The sequence below is a fragment of the Nocardiopsis akebiae genome (assembly GCF_018316795.1).
GTDB lineage: Bacteria > Actinomycetota > Actinomycetes > Streptosporangiales > Streptosporangiaceae > Nocardiopsis > Nocardiopsis dassonvillei.
On the sequence record NZ_CP074132.1, the window covers coordinates 542,454 to 563,429 of the forward strand.

Below are 20,976 nucleotides of genomic sequence, written 5' to 3' on the forward strand. Positions count from 1 at the left end.
GAACCGGCATGGAACCTTCAGCGCGCGCGATCGCGGCGCTCCGTGCCGCCGCCGTCCTGGGCGCCCTCGTCCTCCTCGCCGGGTGCGGCGCCCAGGGGGACGGGGCGGGCGGAACGGACGGCCGACCGGAGCCGGGCGGACAGGACGGCTCCGCCGGTGCCGATCCCGGCCGACCGGAGGAGGTCACCGCGGGCCTGGAGGTGCCGTGGGGACTGGCCTTCCTCCCCGACGGCTCGGCCCTGGTCGCCCAGCGCGACTCGGCGGAGGTCGTCCGCGTGTCCCCCGACGGCTCGGTCGCCGGCGTCGGCGCCGTCGAGGGGGCCGCGCCGAACGGCGAGGGCGGTCTGCTGGGGCTGGCCGCGCACCCGGACTTCCCCGCGGAACCGTACGTGTACGCCTACCACACCGCGGCCTCCGACAACCGGATCAGCCGACTGGAGTACGACCCCGAGAACGGCGACGGGGGCTTCGGGGACGCCGAGGTCGTCCTCGACGGCATCCCCTCCGCCTCGTACCACAACGGCGGCCGGATCGGGTTCGGACCCGACGGCCTGCTGTACGTCGGCACCGGGGACGCGGGCCGGCAGGGCCTGTCCCAGGACACCGGTTCGCTGGGCGGCAAGATCCTGCGGATCACCCCCGACGGGGACCCGGCCCCGGACAACCCCTTCGGCAACCCGGTCTACAGCTACGGCCACCGCAACGTCCAGGGCCTGGCGTGGGACGACGAGGGCAACCTGTACGCCACCGAGTTCGGGCAGAACGAGTTCGACGAGGTCAACCTGATCGAACCGGGCGGCAACTACGGCTGGCCGGAGGTGGAGGGCACCGGTGGGGGCGACGAGTACGTCGACCCCCTGCTGACGTGGAGGCCCGCGGAGGCCTCGCCCAGCGGCGCGGCGGTCGCGGGCGGCTCCCTGTGGGTCGCGGCGCTGCGCGGCGAAAGCCTGTGGGAGGTGCCGCTCACCGGTGACGGCGGCGTGGGAGAGCCGGTGGACCACCACCGGGGGGAGTACGGCCGCCTGCGCACGGTGGTGACCGCCCCCGGCGGCGACGCGCTGTGGCTGGCCACCAGCAACCTCGACGGGGTCGGGGAGCCGGTCGAGGGGGGCGACAGGATCCTGCGGGTGCCGCTGGAGTAGGCGCCCGGCCGCCCCGCCCGCCGGTGCGCGCGCCCGGGCGGGGTCCGGTGTTCCGCGCGGGGCCGGGCGTCCCGTGCCGTCCCCGGTCGGCCGGCGCTGTCCCGCGCCGTTTCCGCCGGCACGCGGCGTCCCGCGTTCCCGTCGGCCCGCCCGGCCTACCCGACCCGCCGCGGGTCAACCCGTCGTCCCGCACGGACGCCCCGGAGGGATTCCACGTCGCTGAACAGCACAAAAGAGAGTATTAACGGTAAACATCCGTTTTCGTGCCCTCCTCGCGGGCACTGGCCGGACATGTCCTCCTCAGACTTACCAGGTAAGGCGCGGCGCTCCGCCAAGGACGCCCGGGCGGCGGGACGGCGCGCGGGACGCCAGGCGGCCCACAGCACCTGGCTGCGCAGGCTCGCGGGCGTGGGCTTCGCCGCCACGGGGCTCCTCTACCTCATCATCGGCTACCTCGCCCTGCGCATCGCCTTCGGCGACAGCGGCGGCCAGGAGGCGGACAACAGCGGCGCCCTCCAACTGGTCGCCCAGAACACCGGCGGCATGCTGCTGCTCTGGGTCGCGGCGGCGGGACTGGTGGGACTCACCGTGTGGCAGGCGGTCTACGCCGTCGTGGGCCTGGAGAGGGCCACCAGACGCATCGCCTCCGGCGCCCGCGCGGTGGTCTACGCCGTGCTGGCCTCCAGCATCGCGGGCTTCCTGCTGGGGCAGGGTTCGCCCCGGTCCCAGGACAGCCGGTCGGAGGCGCTGACGGCCCAGATCATGGCGCTGCCCTTCGGCCGGTTCGCCGTCGGCGCGGTGGGCTGCGGAGTGATCGCCGTGGGCCTGTACCAGATCTGGAAGGCGGTGACCCGCCGCTTCACACAGGAGCTGGCGCTCGGCGCGCTCGCACCGCGGCGGCGCAGGGCCGTCGTCACCGTCGGCGTGCTCGGCATCGGCACCCAGGGCCTTGTCCTGGCCGCCGTCGGCGTCTTCTTCCTCCAGGCCGCGATCGCCTTCGACAAGGACCAGGCGGTCGGGCTGGACGGCGCGCTGCGGGCCTTCTCCCAGACCCCGGCCGGGCCCTGGGCGCTGGTGGCCGTCGCCCTGGGCGTCGCCCTCTACGGCGCCTACTGCTTCTGCCAGGCGCGCTGGCAGCGCTGAAACCCGCGGACATACGGACGGGGCCCCACGCTCTCCTGAGGGGCCCCGTCCTCCAAGGGGGTCTTACGGCGTGGGCGGGCGCGCCGTCGTCGCCCCGCCCACGGGTCAGCTGCAGACCGAGCCGTTGAGGGCGAACCTCGCGGGCACGGCGTTCGCCCCGGACTTCAGGGCGCCGATGAAGCCGAACGTCACCTCGTCGCCGGGTCGGATGGTCCCGTTCCAGTCCGCGTTCACGGCGGTCACCGCGTGCCCGGCCTGCTCCAGCGCGCTGCTCCAGTGGCGCTCCACGGTCTGGCCGCCGGGGAAGGACCACACCAGCTCCCAGCCGGTCACGGGCTCGTCACCCGTGTTGCGGACGGTCACCTGGGTGGTGAAGCGTTCGTGCCACTCGCCGTGGACCACGTAGTCCACCTCGCAGGAGGACCCGGCGGGCGGGGAGGCGTCGCCCTGGTCGGCGACGAACCCGGACACCCAGGCCAGCGTGGAGTTCCAGTTGATGGTCAGCTCGTTGGTCGCCCACGAGTCGATGTGGTCGATGTAGCAGAGCTGGGGGGCGCACCCGTCCAGGTTGGACTGGGCCACCGGGTCCCAGGTGCCGGTGTCGGAGTTGGGCCCGCCGGACAGGGTGCCCTCGGGCGGGTTGGGCAGGCGCGGGTCGAGCTGGTGGGCGTACCAGCGGCTGTGCTGGTTGACCGCGTCGTTCTCGCCGTACCCGGTCACGTACGACTGGTTGAGGGCGTTGCGTCCCAGGACGTAGTCCATGCCCTCCAGCACCGCGTCGCGGAAGCGCGTGTCGCCGCCGATGTCGTAGGCGGTCGCCACGACCACCAGGTTGTTGAGGACCTGGCTGTTGGAGCCCCAGACGAACGCGCCGTTCTCCGGGGCGTAGGCGATGCCGTAGGGGTGCGCCTCCAGGACGCTGGCGTACTGGTCGGCTCCCTCGATCACGGAGTCGCGGACGCTCTCGCGGTCGGGCAGTTCGCTGGGGAGGGCGGCCAGCTGCAGGCGGCCGAGCGCGGCGGTGTCCCGCCAGCCGAAGCCGTACTCGGAGAACACGTCGGCGGTGTGCAGCTCCGACGAGACCACCGCGTCCTCGTAGTCGCCGTGCCCGGTGGCCAGGTACAGCTCCGCGGCGGCCCAGTAGAACTCGTCGGCCACGTTGTCGTCGTCGTAGGCGCCGCCGCCCTCGCCGCCGACGGTCGCGTAGCGCTCGGGCTCGGCCACCGCGGCGTCCCAGGCGGTCTCGGCCGCTTCCAGGCAGGTCGCGGCGAAGTCGGCGTCGTGGGGGGCGAACACGCGGGAGCACTGGGCGGCGGTCGCGGCCAGGTTCAGCGTGGCCGCCGTCGACGGAGGGTGCAGGTAGCGGGGCTGGGGGTCCTCGGAGGGCAGCAGGGGCAGGCCGGTCCAGCGCTCGTCGTGGACCTTGTGGTGGGCCATCCCCGCGAGTTCCCCGCCCTCGGGGACCTGCATGGACAGCAGGAACTCCATCTCCCAGCGGGCCTCGTCCAGGACGTCGGGCACGCCGTTGTCCCGCTCGGGGACGGACAGGGTGGAGTCGGCGACCCGGGCGGGGTCGCCGGTGGGCGCGGTGTGCGCCCGCTCGTAGACGCTCATCAGCTGGTGGACGGAGATGCCGCCGTTCACCACGTACTTGCCGTGGTCGCCCGCGTCGTACCAGCCGCCGGACACGTCGAGCGAGTAGTCGCACGGGGCTGAGGGGTGGCAGGTGACGTCGGTGTCGCCCCGGTTGGGCTCCACGCCCGCGTGCCCGGCCTCGCGCCCGTACCCGGGGGCGAGTTCGTCGAGGATCTCGATGCCGCTGCGCTGGGTGTAGTAGAAGTCCAGGGCGTCCGTGGCCAGGGCGGCGTAGGGGTCGGCGGTGATGCCGAAGGGGTGGCTGGTCTCGCCGTCGGCGGTCAGGGTGTAGCCCTCGCCCGTCCCGGTGAAGCCGCTGAAGTCGACGGTGTGCACGTTCTGCCCGGAGGACTCGTCCAGGCCGCGGGGCACGGTGTCGCCCTCGGCCACGACCGCGCCCCCGGCGTCGGCCAGCCGCCAGGGCAGGGCCTCCTCGGCGTCGGTGACCACGGTGGCGTTCTTGGGGCCCTGCGGGAGGTAGCCGACCTGGTTCACGCGCACGCGCGGGCCGGTGTCGGGTTCGTACACCGGGGGCTCGGCGCCGCCGAGCAGCGACACGTCGTCCAGGCAGAAGGTCCAGTCCTCCTCGGCCCCGCCGATCTGGAAGGCGACCTGGGCGTCGGCCATCTCGGCCGACGCGGTGAAGACGTACTCGTAGCCGGTCGCCGTCGCGGTGAGCACGGGGCGCTCGTCCAGTTCGGTGCGCCAGGGGTCGACGGGCTCCTGGATCAGCGCGCGGACGGGCAGGCCCTCGGCGCCGGAGGCGGTGAACGTGAGGGAGTAGGACTCCCCCGCCACGAGGGGGATGTCGTTCTGGCCGACGATCTGGTCCCACGGGTCGCTGGTGCCGCCGGGGACCGCGACGCACAGGGCTCCGTCCTCGCTGACGGCGAGGTCGATCCCCTCGGTCGCCCACCAGCCGGTGGTGCCGTCGGCGAAGTCGCCGTTGGTGATCTGCTCGACCGGTTCGTCGTCGGCCTGGGCGGGGGAGGCGACGAGCAGGCTCGTGCCCAGTGCGGCTGCGGCTCCGAGCGCCGCCGCGCGGTTTCTTCGTGCCGGACTCAACGGGGGTCCTTCCGCTGGGGGGTAAGCGGCCGGAAGCACTGGGAGCGCTCCCAATAGTATGACCATTGTTGTGTCGTGTATCACAGCTGTCAATGGGGGCAAACGCACGAACCAGCGGGCGGCGGAGGAGGCGGGAGGCACCCGGAGCGGAGCCGGTGACCAGCGGGACCGGGCGGACGCGGGCGGGCCCTGCCCCGGGGAGCCGGGCCCGCCACCGGCGTCAGTCCTTGAGCAGCCCCGGAGCGATGACCTCTCCGACCAGGGCGCGGCGCACCTCGTCGGCGTCGCCCGTGTGCCCCAGGTGGCCCGTGGCGGCGCGCAGCTGCGCGCGGACCGCCTCCACCACGGCGTCGCTGCGCAGCACATCGGCTACGGGGGCCGCCTCGACGGCCTCGTTCCACTTGCGCAGGGTGTTCAGCCGTCCGCGGTCGACGGCCTCGCGGGTGATGTGGAACAGGGCGTCGATGTTGTGCTGGTAGGCGTCGGCGTCGGTCAGGTCGACGTGGATGACCTCCACCGGCCGGTTGCCGCCGTCGCCGTCGGGGCGCAGGTGGTAGACCTTCCAGAGGCGGCCGTTGGTGAGGATCACCCACTCGGCGCCCTCCTCGACGGCCAGGCGCCGGGACACCTGGATGTTGCGCTGGTCGAGCTCCTGGCCGACCCGGCGCACCTCCACCGGCGCGAACAGCTTGCCGTCCAGCACGATCGCGTAGTCGATCGAGTCCCCGCTGGTCCGGTACTCGGTGGTCATGTCCTGGTACTTGCTGAAGTTCAGGCCGACGCTGAAGAAGTCGGCGACGAGCAAGCGGGTGTCGCCGTCGTTGGCGTCGCGCTCCAGCAGGTCGGACAGCGGCCCGGAGAGGCGGTCGACCGCCGCCGCGACCCGGCCCCGGACCGAGGTCTCCCAGCTCAGGGTGGTGCTGGTGAACTCACCCGTCCTGGTCATGACCTGGGTGTCTTCAGCGTCCATGAACGTCCGTTCCCGTGTGTGTCGAGGAGCCCCGCCGTACGGCCTTCGCCGGGACCGGAGGAGCGGGTTGCAGGGGGGAGGAATCCGGCCACGATGCTACAACTCACGCCGCTGACCGGGCACCTCAGGGACTCCGGAGGAGGACGGCCGCCCCTCTGTTCGGTGAAGGGCGGAACAGATGGGACGGAAGGAACAACGGACATGTTGCGGTACTAGACTGGCGCGGCTCTCGAACCCCCCTGTAGAACAGGAAAACGTTGGCTTCCCGCTGCCCCTACGCCGAACTCCACGCCCCCGAGTTCCACGCCGACCCGCACGACGTCTACGCGCGGATGGCCAAGGAACACGGCTCCGTCTTCCCCGCCGAGATCTCCCCCGGGATCAGCGCCTGGGTGGTCGCCGACTACGCGCTCATCACGGCCTGGTGCAGGGACACCCGCACCTTCCGGCGCGACTCCCGGCTCTGGCGCGACTGGTCCGAGGGGCGCGTCCCCGACGACGCCCCCGTGGCCGCGATGATGGCCTACCGCCCCAACCTGCTCTTCGCTGACGACGACGCCCACGCCCGCCTCAAGCGGTCGGTGGTCGACTCCCTGGGCCGGGTGCCGGAGAGCCGCGTCGGCGAGAGCACCCGCCGCCACGCCGACAGCCTCATCGACGCCTTCGTCGAACGCGGCAGCGCGGACCTGGTGCCGGAGTACGCCCGCCTGCTGCCCCTGCTGGTCATCTGCGACCTGTTCGGCTTCTCGCGCGAGGTCGGCGAGCGCGTCCTGACCTCGCTCGCGGACCTGTGGGACGGCAACGACGTCGTGCGCGCCAACGCCGAGTACGAGCGCGCCCTGTCCGACGCCATCTCGCACAAGCACGCGTCGCCGGGGGAGGACGTCACCACCTGGCTGCTCCAGCACCGGGCGGGGCTCACCGACGAGGAGATGCTGCACCAGCTCGTGGTGACCATCGGCGCCGGCGCCGAGCCGACCGCCAACCTCATCACGTCCGCCACGCACACGATCCTCACCGACCCCGAGGTGAGCCGGGCCCTCAACGGCGCCCTCGTCGGGATCGACGAGGTGGTCGAGCAGGTCCTGTGGCGCGAGCCGCCCATCACCAACTACCCGGTCCTCTACCCGGTGCGCGACGTCGAGATCAGCGGCGGACGGGTCATCCGCAAGGGGGAGCCCATCCTCCTCGGCTACGCCGCGGCCCACACCGCGATGGCCGAGAACGGCCCCGACATCGAGCACGTCACCCGCGCCCACCTGGCCTTCGGGGTCGGCCCGCACCGCTGCCCGGCCCACGGGTTCGCCCAGGCCATGGCCCAGGTCGGCGTCGAGGTCCTCACCAAGCGCCTGCGCGGCCTGCGCGTGGCCGACCCGGCCCCGCACTGGCGGATCTCCCCGTTCGCGCGGGCCCTGGCCGAACTCCCCGTGGAATTTCCGCCCGACTCCCCGAAGGGAACACCGCCATGGCAGCAGACATCCCCGTCCTCCACCCCTACGACCTCCACCGACAGACAGCCGGACTCCGAGACCGCGGCCCCGTCGTCGAGGTTGAGATCACTGGTGGCGTGGTTGTTCGGGCGCTGACCGGACACGACGTCGTCATGGAGGCCCTCGCCCACCCCGGCGTGCGCAAGGAGGCGCGGCACTGGCGGGCGTGGGCGCAGGGCGAGATCCCCATGGACTGGCCGCTGATCTCCTGGGTGGCCCCGGACAACATGCTCACCGCGGACGGCGACCGCCACCGGCGCCTGCGGACCCTGGTCTCGCAGGCGTTCACCCCGCGCCGGGTGGAGGAGCTGCGCCCGAGGATCACCGAGATCACCGCCGAACTGCTCGACGGCCTCGCCGCCGCAGGACCGGGGCCGGTGGACCTCAAGGCGGCGCTGTCGCTGCCGCTGCCCATGACGGTCATCTCCGAGCTCTTCGGTGTCGGGGCGGAGCACCGCGGCACCCTGCACACCCTGATGCACCGGGTCTTCGACGCGACCACCACCCCGGAGGTGGCGGCGCAGACCAACGCCGACATGCAGTCCTTCCTGGCGGAGCTGGCCGAGCGCAAGTCCCGCGAGCCGGGCGACGACCTCACCAGCGCGCTGCTCCAGGCGCGGGCCGAGGGCGACGAGCGGCTCTCCCACACCGAACTGGTGTGGACGCTGATCCTGATGATCGGCGCGGGCTACGAGACCACGATGAACCTCATCACCAACACCGTGCACGCGCTGCTCACCCACCGGGACCAGCTGGAGCTGGTTCGGTCCGGCGGCGCCTCCTGGGCCGACGCGGTCGAGGAGACCCTGCGCTGGGACGCCAGCATCCAGTACCTGCCGCTGCGCTACACGGCCGAGGACGTCACCCTGGCGGGTACGCGCGTGCCCGCGGGGGAGGCGCTGCTCATGGGCTTCGGCGCGGCGGGGCGCGACCCCGGGCGCCACGGCGACGACGCGCACGCCTTCGACCTGCGGAGGGAGCAGCGGGGGCACCTGGCCTTCTCGCACGGTCCGCACTTCTGCCTGGGCGCGGGGCTGGCCCGGCTGGAGGGCGTGACCGCGCTGGAGGCGCTCTTCACGCGCTTCCCCGACCTGCGCCTGGCCGAGGGGGCGCGGGTGGAGCAGGCCCCGTCCATCGTGGCGAGCGGTCGGGCCGCGCTCCCCGTCGTCTGGGGCTGAGGCCGTCCGGCCCGGGGACCGTTCGCGGCCCCGGGCCGGTTCCGGTCCCCGGGCGGACCGGGACGGGCCCCGGCCCGGACCCGACCCGGATCAGGAACCCGCTCCGGCGCCGGGGGCGGGGGCGGCGCCGGTCCCGGACGACAGGTTCCGCAGACGGAACTCCCGCGGGCTCAGCCCCCGCAGCCGCTTGAAGGCCGTGCTGAACGAGGAGGGGTCGGCGTAGCCCACGGCCCCGGCCACCTTCGCCACGCTCAGTTCGGGGTCCGCCAGCAGCTCCTCGGCGGTGTACATCCGCCACTCCGTCAGGTATCCCAGGGGCGACTGGCCCACGACCTCGGTGAAGCGCTTGGCGAAGAGCGCGCGCGACACCCCCGCCCGGGCGGCCAGGGCGCCCACCGTCCAGGCCTCGTGCGGACGCCGGTGGACGGCCTCCAGCGCGGGTCCGGTCACCGGGTCGACGGCCCCCCGGTACCAGGCGGGGGCGTCGGCGCCCTCCTGCTCGAACCAGCAGGCCAGGCTGCACACCAGCCCCATGTCCACGACGCGGTCCACCAGGGCCTGGCCGCCCGGGAGGTGCCGCCGGGACAGGGCGTCCCTCGCCGCGTCGAGCCAGAAGACGTCCTCGGTCTCCTCGTTGAGGACCAGCGTGGGCGGCAGGGTGCGCAGCAGCCGCTCGTGGCGGCTCCGGGTGGCCCGGTAGGCGGTGACGATGAGGGTGGTGGCGCCGGCGGAGGCCTCGTCGGCGAGGCCGCCGTTCGCGGCGCCGTCGTTCGAGGGCCCGGCCGGGGGGCCGCCGCCCAGGCGGCCGTCCCGGAGGCCGCCCCGCTGGGGGAGCCCGTCCGGGGGAGCGCTGACCGGCCCGCCCCCGGGCACCGGGTCGAGGCAGTCGATCTCGTGGTCCCGGTGGGGTCGGCGGAGCGAGGCGGGGCTGTCCGCGAGGTCGAAGGGGTCGGGGCCGCGCACGAGCACGGTGTCGCCCGCGCCGAGCGTGAGGGCGCTCCCGTCGGGCATGGCCACCGACCCGCCGCCGCTGATCACCGTCAGCATGGTCAGCGGCGCGCCGCCGGTGAAGCGGATCGTCCACGGCGGGTCCAGCGAGGCCTGGCTCACGGAGGCTCCGGCGGAGCGGATGCCGCTGAGCATGTCGCTCAAAGGGTCCATGGGAGCGAGTGTAGACGCACGCCAAAGAAACAGAGCTTTTCGGCTATGGAACGTCCACGTCCGCTGGTCTGTACTGGGTTCATGAACCAAGAGCCCTTCACAGCCTCCGACTCCTACGAGCCCTCCGGGCCCGTCACACCGACCGGACGCACCGCCCTGGTCGTGTTCGCCCACCACCGCCCGGACTCCCTGACCGCCGCCGTGGCCGCACGGGCCGCTGCGCGCCTGGAGGAGGCCGGGTACCGCGTCGACCTGCTCGACCTGCACGCCGAGGGGTTCGACCCCCGCAACAGCGAGGCCGACGAACCCGACTACGGCAACCGGGACAAGGTCTACTCCGACGAGGTGCACGCGCACATCCGCCGCGTCCACGCCGCCGAACTCATCGTCCCCGTCTTCCCCGTGTGGTGGTACGGGCTGCCGGCCCTGCTCAAGGGCTGGATCGACCGCGTGTGGAACTACGGCCTCGCGTACGGCCGCAGCAAGTCCCCCATGGCGGGCAAGCGGATGCTGTGGCTGGCCCTGGCCGGGCTCACCGATGGGGAACAGAACGCGGACCTGGTGTTCGGCCTGCTCGACGGACCCCTGCGCCGGGGGATCTCGGAGTACTGCGGGATCTTCGACGTCCACACGGCCGCGCTGTTCGACAGCGAGGCCCAGGACCTGTCAGGTGCGGCCCGGGAACGCCACTACCGGGAGCTGTTCGCCGAGGCCGACGCGGTGGTCGACAAGCTCCTCGCCGGATGAGCCGACCGGTGGGGCCGACCGCTTCCCATGGGGCCGCCCGGGCCCCGTCCGGGGGACGCGGACCCGCCCACGGGTCCCCGCCGAGGGGGCGGCCCGCGGCCGCGCACCGGGAGGGGCCGCCCCCGCGCTCGGCGGTGGGCGGCCCCTCCCGGACCGGAACGGCTCACGGCGGCCGCGCGCCGTCAGGTGTTGGTGTTGACCAGGTGCTCCACGAAGGAGCGGTAGTCGCGCAGGGCCACCCGGAGCGACTCGGTGTCCGTGCCCTCTCCCTCGTTCCACGCGGAGCGCAGCGCGGAGCGGCGCTCCTCGATCTCCGCGACCACGGCGTCGGCGACCTCCGCCGCCAGCGCGTCGGCCTCGCGCACGGCACCGTGGGGGTCGTCGACGAACTTGCCCTGCGTCGCGTTCCAGCGCTCCCGGACGCGTTCGAGCTTCGCGCCCCGCGACCGGGGCCCGTCCGCCGCGTCGGGGCGGTCCGCTCCGGTGCCCGGCTGCTCCGGCACCCTGCCCGGCGCGGTTCCGCGTCCACCCGGCCTGGCGTGTCCGGAGGGCCCGGGGCCGGTCTGGTCACCGCCGACGGAACCCGTGCGGTCGGGACCGGGAGCGCCGACGGGCCCGGGGCCGGTCCCGCGTCCGGGGTCGTTCACCTCGGCGTCGACGGTCACCGGCTCCGCGGTACGGGGGCCGGTCGCGGTTCCGGGCGTCCGCGCCCGGTACTGGTCCGATTCGGTCTCCCGGTTCGTGCCGGGACCGGGTACGCGTTCCACCATGTCCGCCTCCTCGTGTCGTCGGTTCCTGGGAGAGAAGCTGCCGGGGCCGGTCACAGACCCGCCTCCGGTCCCCTCTCCCGGTGCGGCCGCTCCACGGCGGCGCGCTCCGTGCCCGCGGCCGGAGCGGTGTGGTCGACAGCGGTCCGCCCCGCGCCGGGGTTCCGGTCCGTCGTGCCGTCGGCCGTCGGCAGGCCGCCCAGCAGGGACTCCACCAGGCCGCGGTAGGACACCAGCTCCTCGCGCAGGTGCTCGGTGCCGCTCTGGCCCGCCTCCGCGGAGCGCCCGGTGGCGTGCGCGCGGCGGAACCCGGTGACCGCGGCGGAGTGGTCCACCGACAGGTCGTCGAGGCGCTGGTCGAAGGCGGACTCACCGTCGGCCGCGGACGCGGGGCCGGGGTAGCCGCGGTCGGCCATGATCGCCTCCACCAGTCCGCGGGCGTCGCGGACGGCGCGGACGGGATCGTCGACGAACTCCTGCTGCACCGCGGCCCACGTCTGGGTGTGCGCCGCGCGCTGCTGGTCGCTCAGCTCGCGGAGCGTCATGTTGTCGCGGCGGCGGAGCCTCTCGGACAGGTCGTTCTCGGCGGCCGCCCTGTTGCCGTGGACCTCCACGGCTCGGTCGTACTCGGCGCCGAAGCGCTTCTTCAGCCGGGCGGTGCGCCGGGCCGGAAGGATCGAGGACCGCGCGGCGATCGCGATTCCTCCGGCGATGACGACCACCACTACTAAGGCGATGATGACAATTATTCCGGTCTCCATCGGAGCACCTCCTGCCATATCGCACTGCCCCCCAAGGCCCGCCCAAAACTCGGTCACGGTTCGGTCAGACGACCGTGGGGGGCGTACGCGCAGGTGAGGGAGGTTGCGGCGATATCACGGGACTGTCACGGAGGGTGGGGATTGCGGCCTCCCCGCGTAGTGTGCACCGGCGTGCGCCACTCACCGGACCGGACGTGCGCACACGCCGGAACGCGCTCTCCCCTTCCGGTGGAATTCCCGTTCCCGCCCTTCGCGGCGAAGGGTTCCCGGTGAAGGGGAATTCCACCGGGGGAGGCCCGTGTGGACGGTGAACACGCCCCGAGCCGCCGCGCACGCGGCCCCGGCCCCGCGCGGAGCCGGTCAGGGCGTAGGGCGCGGGAGGGTGATCGTGACGACGGTGCCGGAGGGGCCGCTGTCGATGCCCACCTCACCACCCTGGGCCTCGACCAGGGATCGCACGACCGACAGGCCGAGCCCCGAGGTGCGTCCCGATCCGGTGGTGCGCGTGGTGACGAACGGTTCGAACACGTGGGGGAGCACCTCGGCGCTGATCCCCGGACCGTCGTCGGCCACGGTGAGGGAGATCGTGTCCCCGCCGCCGCGTGCGGTCACGGTGGCCCGGGTGCCGGGCGGGTTGTGGTCGACGGCGTTGGCGGTGAGGTTGGCCAGGCACTGCTCCAGGCGCGACTGGTCGCCGAGCAGGACGTCCGGCGGCGGCTCCTCCAGGGTGACGGCGTCGGCGTGCGGCAGGGCGTCGAGCCGGGCCCGCACGTCGTGGAACAGGTCGGGCAGGAACACGGCATCGACGCGGACGTCGATCTCGTCGCCGCCGCGGGCCACCGCCATGAGGTCCTCCAGCACGCGGCGCAGGCGGTCGAGTTCGGCGCGCACGACCGCCGCCTCCGCGGTGCCCAGCAGCTCCAGGTGCCCCTCGGCGACCGAGAGGGGGGTGCGCACCTCGTGGGAGATCGCGGCCAGGTACCGGCGCCGGTTGCTGTCGGCCTGCTCGATGCGGGTCAGCATCTGGTTGATCTCGGTGGCCAGTTCGGCGATCTCGTCGCGGGTGGCGGGCACCGGGACGCGGGTGGCCAGGTCGGCCGGCGAGATGGCCTTGGCCGCGTCGGAGACCTCCCGCACGGGGCCCAGGGTGCGCCGCACGACCAGCCACAGCACGACCCCTCCGCCGACCACGCCGATCGCCCCGGCGAGCCCGGCCCACAGCAGGACGGTGGCCGCCGTGTCGCGGGTGGAGTCGAGCGGGGCGGCGACGGTGACGACGGCCAGGGTGTCACCGGCGTCGTCCACCACCCGGGTGTCGAGCACCCGGAGCGGCCCCGCGTCGGTGTCGAGCGTGCGGAGGGTCCCGGGTTCGGCCTCGGGGGCGTCGCCGCCGCGCATGAGGCCCGCGACGCGCGAGGGGCCCCCGGTGCTCTGCAGCCGCACGTCGTTGACGGTCACCAGCGTCACGTGGCGGGCTCCGCTGGGGCGTACGGCGAGCGCCTGGCGGGCGGCGCGCTCGGCCTCCGGGCCCGAGACCACGCCGTCGAGCCCGGCGGCGGCGGGCAGCCGCCCGTCGAGGGCGTCGCCGACCAGCGCCGACTCCTCGCGCAGCAGGCGGTCGATGTCGGCCAGGCCCGACACGCGCACCAGTTCGTAGGTGAGCAGGGCGACGCCGCCGATGACCAGGGCCATGACCAGCAGCGACCGCAGGACCACCCGGCCGGTGAGGCTCACCGCGCGCCGTCCCCGAGCCGGTACCCGGCGCCGCGGACCGTCTGGATGCGCTCGCTGCCGAGCTTGCGGCGCAGCTGGCTGACGTAGACCTCCACCACGTTGGAGGCGCCTTCGAAGTCGTAGCCCCAGACCCGGTCCAGCAGCTGGGGCCGGGAGAAGACCTGCGTCGGGTGGCGGATGAGCACCTCCAGCAGCGCGAACTCACGCGCCGAGAGGTTGACGGTGCGCCCCTCCACCGAGGCGGTGCGCGCCCCGAGGTCGAGCACCACACCGCCCGCGGCCAGCACGTCGCCGCGTTCCTGGCCGCCGCCGCGCAGCCGGGCCCGCACGCGGGCCAGCAGCTCGCTCACGCTGAACGGCTTGACCATGTAGTCGTCGGCCCCGGCGTCGAGGTTGGCGACCCGGTCGCTCACGGCGTCCTTGGCGGTGAGCACGATCACCGGCACCGAGGGGCGGCGCGCGCGCAGCCGCCGCAACACCTCCTCACCCGGGATCCCCGGCAGCCCCAGGTCCAGCACGACGAGGTCGACGTCCGACGACAGCGCCATCGTCAACCCGTCGATCCCGTCGGCGGCGGTGAGCACCTGGTAACCGGCCGTCTCCAGCCCGCGCCGCACGAAGGAGACGATCCCCTCCTCGTCCTCCACCACCAGAATCGCCAAGGCCGTGCCCCTCCCCGTTTCCCCGTGTCGCCTCCCACCGTGGCGGAGGCCGCTGAACCGTTCCTGAGCGCAACATGAAGAAGGCCCTCATGTCGACCTCATGCCGCCATCATCGCGCCGCCGCATGCTGGGTGGTACACAGACCTTCGAGCACGTGAGCAAGGGATCCGCGATGCAGACCAAGACCATCATCATCCTCTCCTCCGCTGCCGCCGCCGGACTGCTGACCGTGGGCACGGTCGGCTACCTGGTCGCCGGCGACCCCGAGCAGGAGGTGGCCCCGATCGCGCTCACCGGCGTCACCGCCGGGACCGACTCCGAGACGGGCGGGAACGGGCAGTCGCAGCAGAGCGAGCCCTCGACCCGGACGGTCGACGGGCTGGAGCAGCTCGTGGGCGAGCTGCGCGCCGGGGACGACGTCGACGACTGGTCCGTGTCCGGGGTCGAGGTCGACTTCGGTCCGGAGGAGTGGCTGCTGACCGACCCCGAGCTGGAGGACTTCGACGGCAACGGCACCGTCGAGCCGCTCCTGGACGAGCTGCGCGGCCTGGAGGGCACCGAGGTCACCCTGGGCGTGCGCTACGAGGACGACGATGACGACGAGGGCGAGGACCGCGACGACGCCGACGTGTTCACCGTCAACGGCACGGCCTTCCGCGACACCGACGGCGGCCCCGCCCCCTGGCAGAACACCGGTGAGCAGGCCGCGGCCGACCGCGAGACGGTCTCCGCCAACGCCGCCGACGCGGTCGGCGAGGGCGCGACCACCGAGGACGTCGAGCGCCAGGACGAGGACGGCTGGGACGGCTGGGACGCCGAGGTGCGCGGCGCCGACGGCCAGGAGTACGAGGTCCTCCTCGACGCCGCGGGTGAGGTCGTGGACGTGCGCGCCGAGGACTGACGGCCGCGGGGCGCGTCCCCCTCGGGGGTCGTCGGGGTCGGCGCCTCGGGCGCGGTCGGGGCAGGCCGCGCGCCGGGGCGCCGACCCGTTCGCGCTCCCGGGGCGCCGCGCGGTGGTGACCGGGAACGGGGCGGGGGCGGGGGACGGCCCCTTGATGCGCCGCGTCGCGCTGTCGGGGGTCGCCCGGCGTGGTCGCGGTCCCCTGAGCCGTCCTGGAGCTCGCCTTCGGCACCCTCAACATCCTCAACCTGGTGCGGCGGGCACGGAGCACGACCTAGCCGGTCACCGGTGCGCGAAGCAGCTTCGCGCGCCGGGGACCGTTGCCTGGACGGATACGCGACGGACACGGGGTTTCGACGGGAGGAGCTACCGATGCCGAGGCCCCCGGGCGGGGATGGTAGGTGGCGACCACGAGGGTCTGCCCTGGTGCTTCCGCCAGTTTCACGGCGAAGGTCATGGAGGACTCGCAGAGGGCCTGTGCGTAGGTCGGCCGGTGCCGTACATGCCACCGGTCGCCGGTGCCGTCCACGGTGATACTGCGAGAGCCCCTGCGGACCAGTGCCATACGCGTCGCTCCCTACGCTGGGAGGGCACCGTACCCACTGCGGCGTTGAGCGTTCGGGCGTGTGGCACGTAACGGGCACGCGGCCCGTACGGACCCCCAGAAACGCGTCGGGCCAGGTGTTCGGTTCTCGCCGATCTACCTGGCCTTCTGCTGCGTGGAGCGGATGACGGGAATCGAACCCGCGTTATCAGCTTGGGAAGCTGAAGTTCTACCATTGAACTACATCCGCGCGGCACCACCGGAAGAACCCGGCTGGCAACGGATGCCATCCTAGCCCAACTCCGGCCCGGGTGGGCAACTCGGCGCGGGCCGCCACCCGGCCGGGGATCGCCGCTACGCTGCGTTGCCCCAGGCGGTAGGTTCGGACCGTGCTGCTCTCCGATCGCGATATCAGGTCCGAAATCGACGCCGGGCGGGTCAGGATCGACCCCTTCGACCCCGGCCTCGTCCAACCCTCCAGCATCGACGTCCGGCTGGACCGCTTCTTCCGGGTGTTCGAGAACCACAAGTACCCGCACATCGACCCCTCGGCCGAGCAACCGGACCTCACCCGGCTGGTCGAGACCGACGGCGAGGACGCGTTCGTCCTGCACCCGGGCGAGTTCGTGCTGGCGTCCACGTACGAGGTCGTCAGCCTCCCGGACGACATCGCGAGCCGCCTGGAGGGCAAGAGTTCGCTGGGGCGCCTTGGGCTGCTCACCCACTCCACGGCCGGGTTCATCGACCCCGGCTTCTCCGGGCACGTCACGCTGGAGCTGTCCAACGTGGCCACCCTGCCGATCAAGCTCTACCCGGGCATGAAGATCGGCCAGCTGTGCATGTTCCGCCTGTCCTCCCCGGCCGAGCACCCCTACGGCTCCGCGGGCTACGGATCGCGCTACCAGGGGCAGCGGGGACCGACGCCGTCCAGGTCCCACCAGAACTTCATCCGCACCCCGATCAGCCCGGAGAGCGTCTAGCCGGGGCCGGGGCGGACGGGGCGATTCGTTTACGGTACGGTCATGAACGGACACGGACCGTCGTTTGATTCACCTGTCACTAGTATGTGACTAAGGTCACTATTCTTTTGCGTGTGGTGTAAATCACAAAGGGGCCTTCTGGGGCCCCGGCATCCGCTGCCACAGGTCGGCGGACCGTTTTTATGACGTTTAAACATGTTATTTGGTGGTTACTTAGCGCCTGAACTGTACGTACACACCTCGGTAAGGTTGCGCCCCGACGTGAACCAGGTAGCGGTTCCGCCCTGATGAGGGGCGCGCAAGGGGGCTCCGCGCAGGCCGACTACCTGTGAGAACCGCGGGTCGGCGATGGGGCGGAACTATTGCCCCGACGCGCCTCGCGGCCGGGACAGCCCCCTAGAGGAGACCGTGCCAGCAGTACGCGCAGACCACTTGTACAAGGTGTTCGGCAGACAGTCCAGAGCCGCCGTCGGGCGGCTCTCGGACGGCAGCCACCGTGACACCATCGCCGACCTCGACGTGACGGCCGCCGTCATCGACGTGTCCTTCGAGGTCGAACCGGGCGAGATCTTCGTCGTCATGGGCCTGTCCGGATCGGGGAAGTCCACCCTGATCCGGATGCTCAACGGCCTCCTGGAACCCACCGCGGGGACGGTCGAGGTCGACGGCGTGGACATCACCGCGCTCAGCAGGAAGAGCCTCCTGAAGCTGCGGGGCGAGAAGATCAGCATGGTCTTCCAGCACTTCGCGCTCCTGCCGCACCGCACGGTCCTGGAGAACGCCGCCTACGGCCTGGAGCTGCGCGGCCTGTCCCGCGCCGAGCGGAGCCGCAGGGCGGGGGAGACCCTCGAACTCGTGGGGCTCGGCGGCTGGGAGGACAAGCTTCCGCACCAGCTCTCCGGAGGCATGCAGCAGCGTGTGGGCCTGGCCAGGGCACTGGCCGCCGACACCGACATCATCCTCATGGACGAGGCGTTCAGCGCCCTCGACCCGCTCATCCGGCGGGACATGCAGACCCAGCTCCTGGAACTCCAGAAGAGCCTGGGCAAGACCATCGTCTTCATCACGCACGACCTCAACGAGGCCATGCGCCTCGGCGACCGGATCTGCGTGCTTCGCGACGGCCGCGTCGCCCAGATCGGCAGCGCGCAGGAGATCCTCAGCGAGCCCGCCAACGACTACGTCGAGCGCTTCATCGAGGACGTCGACCGCACCCGCGTGCTCACCGCCGCGTCGGTGCTCGACCCGGGCGCCCCCGCGGCCGACTCCTCCGCGCCCGAGGTCGGCGCCGACACCCTGGTCGCCGACCTGTACGCCAGCGCGGCCGCCTCCGACCGCCTCCGCGTGGTCGACGAGGACGGCACCGTGCTCGGCACGGTGACCCGCAACTCCGTACTGGCCGCGCTCGCGGGCGGGAAGGAGACCCCGTGACACCCGTCGACTTCCCGCCGTCCCTGCCCATCGGCGACGGCTTCGAGGCCCTCAACGCCTGGCTCAAGAGCACCTTCGGCGTCTTCTTCGACGTCGTCGGCGAGTTCATCCGCTGGGCCGTGAGCGCCCTGTCCGGCTTCTTCACCGAACCGGCCGCCGGTCAGCTCGCCTTCGTGGCCGCCGTGATCATCGCCGTTCCGCTGCTGCGCCGCCGGCGGCTGCCGCTGGTGGTGATCGTCGCCGCGGTCTCGCTGCTCTACGTCCTGCACGCGCAGTTCGCGTTCGGCAACACCATCGTCAACAGCCTGCCGCCGCAGCTCTTCCTGTGGGCGATCAACCTGTTCGACCAGCAGTACGTGGACGCCTACTTCTGCATCTCGCTGCTCTTCCTGGTCGCCGTCACCGTCCTCGGCGTGCTCGACCGGGACACCCGCGTGCGCACCGGCGTCGTCGCGGGCGGCTGGCTCGTGCTGGTCCTGCTCGGCTGGCTCGTGCTCCCGATGCTGGTGACCCGGCCCGGGGCACTGCTGATGATCCTGCTGCTGAGCCTTCTGGCGCTCTCGGTGGCCGGGTGGCGCATGGGCCTGTTCGGCCTGGTCGCGCTCACCCTGGTGGCCTCGGTCGGCCAGTGGACCAACGCCATGGACACGCTCGGCCTCGTCCTCGTGGCCAGCGCGATCGCCGTGGTCATCGCGATCCCGATCGGCGTCCTGGCCGCCTACAACGACCTGGTCAGCAAGATCGTCAAGCCGGTCCTGGACCTGATGCAGACGCTGCCCGCGTTCGTGTACCTGATCCCGGCGATCTTCTTCTTCTCCATCGGCGCCGTCCCCGGCGTGGTCGCCACCATCGTGTTCGCGATGCCGCCCGGCGTCCGCCTGACCGAGCTGGGCATCCGCCAGATCGACAAGGAGCTGGTGGAGGCGGGCGAGTCCTTCGGCGCCTCCCCGACCAAGGTCCTCACCGGCATCCAGTTGCCGCTGGCCCTGCCCACCATCATGGCCGGGGTCAACCAGGTCATCATGCTCGGCCTGTCGATGGTCGTCATCGCGGGCATGGTCGGCGCGGGCGGCCTGGGCAGCGAGGTCTACCAGGGCATCACCCGCAACGACGGCGCCCTCGGCTTCGAGGCCGGTATCGCCGTGGTCATCCTGGCGATCTTCCTCGACCGCCTGACCGCGGCCGTCACCCGCAACAGCCCCCGCGCGGCCGCGTCGGCCGCCTGAGCGGCGTGCCCGCCCCACCCCGTCAAGCCCCGCACACCGAATTCCCCGAGGGAAGGAACCCCACGATGTACAGCCGTAAGCGCATGACGGCCCTCTCAGCCGCCGGCATGAGCGCCGCGCTCCTCCTGACCGCCTGCGGCGGCGGTGGTGGTGAGAGCCTGACCGGCCCGGAGGAGGGCGGCGGCGAGGACACCAAGGAGATCAACATCGCGCTGATCGCCTGGGAGGAGGGCATCGCCGTCACGCACATGTGGCAGGCCATCCTGGAGGAGAAGGGCTACGACGTCACGATCACCGACGTGGACGTCGCCCCGATGTACCAGGGCGCGGCCAACGGCGACGTCGACCTGTTCCTCGACACCTGGCTGCCGGTGACGCACGCCGACTACTGGGAGGAGTACGGGGACCAGCTGGAGGACCTCGGCGCCTGGTACGACAACGCCAAGCTGACCATCACGGTGCCCTCCTACATGGAGGACGTCAACAGCATCCCCGACCTGGCCGACCACGCCGATGACCTGGGCGGCCGCATCGTGGGCATCGACCCGGGCGCCGGGCTGACCCGCGTCACCCAGGAGGAGGCGATGCCGGGCTACGGCCTGGACGAGGACTTCGAACTGGTCACCTCCTCCACCGCCGCGATGCTCGCCGAGCTGGACTCGGCGATCGCCGAGGAGGAGCCCATCGTGGTGACCCTGTGGCGGCCCCACCCGGCCTACGCCCAGTACGACCTGAAGGACCTGGAGGACCCCGAGGGCCTGATGGGCGACGCGGAGACCGTCCACGCCGTCGGCCGTGACGGCTTCGGGGAGGAGTACCCCGAGCTCACCGGCTGGCTGGAGGGCTTCGAGCTCAGCGACGACGAGCTGGCCAGCCTGGAGGTCCTGACCGTCTCCGAGGACGGCGGGTACAAGGACGACCCGGAGGCGGGCGCCCGCGTCTGGCTGTCGGAGAACCCCGAGTTCCTGGAGCGCACCCTGGGCGAGGACGCCGAGGGCCTGGAGTTCTAGGCCGCGCGGGGCCGCGTCCCCGCGCGCACCGGTACCGGAGGGCCCTCCGGTACCGCACACACGAGAACGGGCCGTCCCCCTCGGCGAATTCTAGGGGTCGTTGCAACACCGAAGGTCGGCTGCTTGCTTGAAGCAGCTTAGTCAGACGCTCGGCTGGGGTATCCCAGCCGAGCGTCTTGCGTGGACGCCCGTTGCGCCGCTTCCTGCCGGTGCGTTTATCGATACCGACGATCCGGCAGGCTTCGGCGTTGCTGTAGCCCTGCTGCATGAGCTGCAAGTATGCCGCTCGCTCAGCGGAGAGCTTCCTCGGGCCCCGTTGTGTTCGGTTCTCGCGGATCTGAAAGTGCATGGCACCCCTTGAACTGGGGTGTTGCAACCACCACTAGAACCCAAGCTCGGGGGGCGGCCCGTCCGCGTTCGTCCGCGCCC

The 20,976-nt window shown here is 72.5% G+C and carries 17 protein-coding genes and 1 tRNA gene; 10 read left to right on the forward strand and 8 right to left on the reverse strand.

Features of this window, described 5'->3' with window-relative positions; all coding sequences use genetic code 11:
• Window positions 1-8 precede the first annotated feature (8 nt).
• Complete coding sequence (locus tag KGD83_RS02345) at window positions 9-1,142, forward strand: PQQ-dependent sugar dehydrogenase (protein ID WP_212642311.1); 1,134 nt, start codon at window positions 9-11, stop codon at window positions 1,140-1,142.
• Window positions 1,143-1,433: 291 nt separating this feature from the next.
• Window positions 1,434-2,285 carry a DUF1206 domain-containing protein gene (locus KGD83_RS02350; protein WP_249352089.1) on the forward strand — a complete coding sequence of 284 codons (852 nt, stop codon included), beginning with the start codon at window positions 1,434-1,436 and terminating at the stop codon, window positions 2,283-2,285.
• Window positions 2,286-2,390: 105 nt separating this feature from the next.
• Here the strand turns inward: KGD83_RS02350 and KGD83_RS02355 are convergent, their stop codons facing one another.
• Both KGD83_RS02355 and KGD83_RS02360 read right to left on the reverse strand, forming a co-directional pair.
• Window positions 2,391-4,985, reverse strand: a complete 2,595-nt coding sequence (locus tag KGD83_RS02355; protein ID WP_212642312.1) for a glycoside hydrolase family 9 protein — start codon at window positions 4,983-4,985, stop codon at window positions 2,391-2,393.
• 220 nt (window positions 4,986-5,205) lie between these two features.
• Window positions 5,206-5,955 carry a hypothetical protein gene (locus KGD83_RS02360; protein WP_212642313.1) on the reverse strand — a complete coding sequence of 250 codons (750 nt, stop codon included), beginning with the start codon at window positions 5,953-5,955 and terminating at the stop codon, window positions 5,206-5,208.
• Window positions 5,956-6,212: 257 nt separating this feature from the next.
• Here KGD83_RS02360 and KGD83_RS02365 point away from each other — a divergent pair, with 257 nt between their 5' ends.
• Both KGD83_RS02365 and KGD83_RS02370 read left to right on the forward strand, forming a co-directional pair.
• Window positions 6,213-7,541: a cytochrome P450 family protein gene (locus tag KGD83_RS02365; RefSeq protein ID WP_212642314.1), complete on the forward strand. Its 1,329-nt coding sequence runs from the start codon at window positions 6,213-6,215 to the stop codon at window positions 7,539-7,541.
• Window positions 7,523-8,623, forward strand: coding sequence for a cytochrome P450 family protein (locus tag KGD83_RS02370; protein WP_212642315.1), 1,101 nt, complete (start codon window positions 7,523-7,525; stop codon window positions 8,621-8,623). Before KGD83_RS02365 ends, KGD83_RS02370 begins: the two co-directional genes overlap by 19 nt.
• Before the next feature lie 90 nt (window positions 8,624-8,713).
• Here the strand turns inward: KGD83_RS02370 and KGD83_RS02375 are convergent, their stop codons facing one another.
• On the reverse strand, window positions 8,714-9,784 hold the full coding sequence (locus KGD83_RS02375; protein ID WP_249352090.1) for an AraC family transcriptional regulator: 1,071 nt from the start codon (window positions 9,782-9,784) through the stop codon (window positions 8,714-8,716).
• 81 nt (window positions 9,785-9,865) lie between these two features.
• Between KGD83_RS02375 and KGD83_RS02380 the strand changes: the two genes are divergently transcribed.
• Window positions 9,866-10,531 carry an NAD(P)H oxidoreductase gene (locus KGD83_RS02380; RefSeq protein ID WP_212642316.1) on the forward strand — a complete coding sequence of 222 codons (666 nt, stop codon included), beginning with the start codon at window positions 9,866-9,868 and terminating at the stop codon, window positions 10,529-10,531.
• 182 nt (window positions 10,532-10,713) lie between these two features.
• On the opposite strand, the gene KGD83_RS02385 is transcribed toward KGD83_RS02380, so the two are convergent.
• The 4 genes from KGD83_RS02385 to KGD83_RS02400 form a co-directional block, all read right to left on the reverse strand.
• Window positions 10,714-11,301 carry a hypothetical protein gene (locus KGD83_RS02385; RefSeq protein WP_212642317.1) on the reverse strand — a complete coding sequence of 196 codons (588 nt, stop codon included), beginning with the start codon at window positions 11,299-11,301 and terminating at the stop codon, window positions 10,714-10,716.
• 50 nt (window positions 11,302-11,351) lie between these two features.
• Complete coding sequence (locus tag KGD83_RS02390) at window positions 11,352-12,059, reverse strand: hypothetical protein (protein WP_212642318.1); 708 nt, start codon at window positions 12,057-12,059, stop codon at window positions 11,352-11,354.
• Between the two features lie 360 nt (window positions 12,060-12,419).
• Window positions 12,420-13,793: a sensor histidine kinase gene (locus KGD83_RS02395; RefSeq protein WP_212642319.1), complete on the reverse strand. Its 1,374-nt coding sequence runs from the start codon at window positions 13,791-13,793 to the stop codon at window positions 12,420-12,422.
• Complete coding sequence (locus KGD83_RS02400) at window positions 13,790-14,455, reverse strand: response regulator transcription factor (protein ID WP_212642320.1); 666 nt, start codon at window positions 14,453-14,455, stop codon at window positions 13,790-13,792. Before KGD83_RS02400 ends, KGD83_RS02395 begins: the two co-directional genes overlap by 4 nt.
• Window positions 14,456-14,627: 172 nt before the next feature.
• Between KGD83_RS02400 and KGD83_RS02405 the strand changes: the two genes are divergently transcribed.
• Complete coding sequence (locus KGD83_RS02405; protein WP_212644240.1) at window positions 14,628-15,356, forward strand: PepSY domain-containing protein; 729 nt, start codon at window positions 14,628-14,630, stop codon at window positions 15,354-15,356.
• Window positions 15,357-16,076: 720 nt separating this feature from the next.
• Here the strand turns inward: KGD83_RS02405 and KGD83_RS02410 are convergent.
• A tRNA-Gly gene (locus KGD83_RS02410) sits at window positions 16,077-16,150 on the reverse strand.
• A gap of 139 nt (window positions 16,151-16,289) precedes the next feature.
• On the opposite strand from KGD83_RS02410, the gene dcd reads away from it, so the two are divergent.
• From dcd to KGD83_RS02430, 4 genes are all read left to right on the forward strand, one after another.
• Window positions 16,290-16,880 (forward strand): dCTP deaminase, encoded by a 591-nt coding sequence (gene dcd, locus KGD83_RS02415; RefSeq protein WP_013155535.1) that lies wholly within the window; start codon window positions 16,290-16,292, stop codon window positions 16,878-16,880.
• Window positions 16,881-17,312: 432 nt separating this feature from the next.
• Window positions 17,313-18,311 (forward strand): quaternary amine ABC transporter ATP-binding protein, encoded by a 999-nt coding sequence (locus tag KGD83_RS02420; protein ID WP_249352384.1) that lies wholly within the window; start codon window positions 17,313-17,315, stop codon window positions 18,309-18,311.
• Complete coding sequence (locus KGD83_RS02425; protein ID WP_212642322.1) at window positions 18,308-19,537, forward strand: ABC transporter permease; 1,230 nt, start codon at window positions 18,308-18,310, stop codon at window positions 19,535-19,537. The genes KGD83_RS02420 and KGD83_RS02425 overlap by 4 nt, the downstream gene beginning before the upstream one ends.
• A gap of 65 nt (window positions 19,538-19,602) precedes the next feature.
• The gene (locus tag KGD83_RS02430) at window positions 19,603-20,547 is read left to right on the forward strand and encodes a glycine betaine ABC transporter substrate-binding protein (protein ID WP_212642323.1); all 945 of its coding nucleotides are present in this window, start codon (window positions 19,603-19,605) and stop codon (window positions 20,545-20,547) included.
• The last annotated feature ends 429 nt before the right edge of the window (window positions 20,548-20,976 follow it).

What these genes read in the sequence shown, in the direction of transcription:
- KGD83_RS02360 (WP_212642313.1), bottom strand. Translation starts at nt 5,955, where the DNA reads ATGGACGCTGAAGACACCCAGGTCATGACCAGGACGGGTGAGTTCACC.
- KGD83_RS02390 (WP_212642318.1), bottom strand. Translation starts at nt 12,059, where the DNA reads ATGGAGACCGGAATAATTGTCATCATCGCCTTAGTAGTGGTGGTCGTC.
- KGD83_RS02430 (WP_212642323.1), top strand. Translation starts at nt 19,603, where the DNA reads ATGTACAGCCGTAAGCGCATGACGGCCCTCTCAGCCGCCGGCATGAGC.
- KGD83_RS02375 (WP_249352090.1), bottom strand. Translation starts at nt 9,784, where the DNA reads ATGGACCCTTTGAGCGACATGCTCAGCGGCATCCGCTCCGCCGGAGCC.
- KGD83_RS02380 (WP_212642316.1), top strand. Translation starts at nt 9,866, where the DNA reads ATGAACCAAGAGCCCTTCACAGCCTCCGACTCCTACGAGCCCTCCGGG.
- KGD83_RS02345 (WP_212642311.1), top strand. Translation starts at nt 9, where the DNA reads ATGGAACCTTCAGCGCGCGCGATCGCGGCGCTCCGTGCCGCCGCCGTC.
- KGD83_RS02405 (WP_212644240.1), top strand. Translation starts at nt 14,628, where the DNA reads ATGCAGACCAAGACCATCATCATCCTCTCCTCCGCTGCCGCCGCCGGA.
- KGD83_RS02385 (WP_212642317.1), bottom strand. Translation starts at nt 11,301, where the DNA reads ATGGTGGAACGCGTACCCGGTCCCGGCACGAACCGGGAGACCGAATCG.
- KGD83_RS02350 (WP_249352089.1), top strand. Translation starts at nt 1,434, where the DNA reads ATGTCCTCCTCAGACTTACCAGGTAAGGCGCGGCGCTCCGCCAAGGAC.